Below are 260 nucleotides of genomic sequence, written 5' to 3'. Positions count from 1 at the left end.
CGGCCTGCGCCAGGGTGGTGGCGCGCTGTTCGACCAGCGACAGGACAGAGGTGATGGTGCTGGACTGGCCCGCGCGCGTGGCCTCGGTGCTGCCGTCCAGTTCGGGCAGCACGACCGCATCGGCCAGGTCCTGCGCGGCGCGTCCGACCAGCGGCGCCGGGTTCAGCTGGCGCAGCTGCGTGATCAGACCGGCCAGCTGGACGGCGTCTTCGGAAAAGCGGACCGTGCGATCCTCCAGCGGTCCCGGCTCGACCGAGGTG

General features: G+C 72.3%; 1 pseudogene. It reads right to left on the bottom strand.

Features of this window, described 5'->3' with window-relative positions:
- Positions 1-260 (bottom strand): annotated as a pseudogene (locus TW83_RS21435) (hypothetical protein); the annotation flags it as partial.

This window comes from Paracoccus sp. S4493 (assembly GCF_000967735.1).
GTDB lineage: Bacteria > Pseudomonadota > Alphaproteobacteria > Rhodobacterales > Rhodobacteraceae > Paracoccus > Paracoccus marcusii.
This window is presented reverse-complemented; position numbering and strand designations above follow the sequence as displayed.